The organism is Bradyrhizobium sp. IC4060, assembly GCF_020193715.1.
Taxonomy (GTDB): Bacteria; Pseudomonadota; Alphaproteobacteria; order Rhizobiales; family Xanthobacteraceae; genus Bradyrhizobium; species Bradyrhizobium yuanmingense.
This window is the reverse complement of record NZ_JADYVJ010000093.1, coordinates 1-436: the sequence shown is the minus strand read 5'-3', so window position 1 is coordinate 436 and position 436 is coordinate 1. Positions and strand designations below refer to the sequence as shown.

1 protein-coding gene is annotated in these 436 nt (G+C 70.4%); it reads right to left on the bottom strand.

The window, feature by feature from the left end:
• On the bottom strand, positions 1 to 436 hold a 436-nt coding region (locus I6F16_RS37640; RefSeq protein WP_225174795.1), incomplete at both ends, for a hypothetical protein.

Genomic DNA, 436 nt, shown 5'->3' with positions numbered 1-436 from the left:
CATCAGGCTTTCGCTCAGGGCCCGCGCGTGGCGGTCGACGATGATCGGCGCCCAGGGCCTGCCGGAAGCGCTGACCAGCGCGCTGCTCTTGCTGTTGAGGTCGCGCAGGGCCTGGCTCGGGTACTCCCAGCGGTTTTCCAGTTTCTTCAGTCCCGCCGGGTTGGCGCTTTGCGCCACCAGCAGGGCGATGCGCCGGTCGATCAGCGGGACCAGCACGCTCTCGTCCTGGCCGAGATAGTCCCGGGGCTGCTCGCGGGCAGTCTCCAGCCCGCCCAGGTAGGCGCGCGCCAGGTATTGCAGGGACAGGTACTCGACCCGCACCGGCAACTGCCAGAGCGGCAGGGGCTGGCCTGGCGGGGGCGGTGGCACCTGGCGTTCCACCAGGTTGAGGAAGTCACGCAGGGCGCGGCTCAGTTGCTGCGGGTAGCGCCAGGGC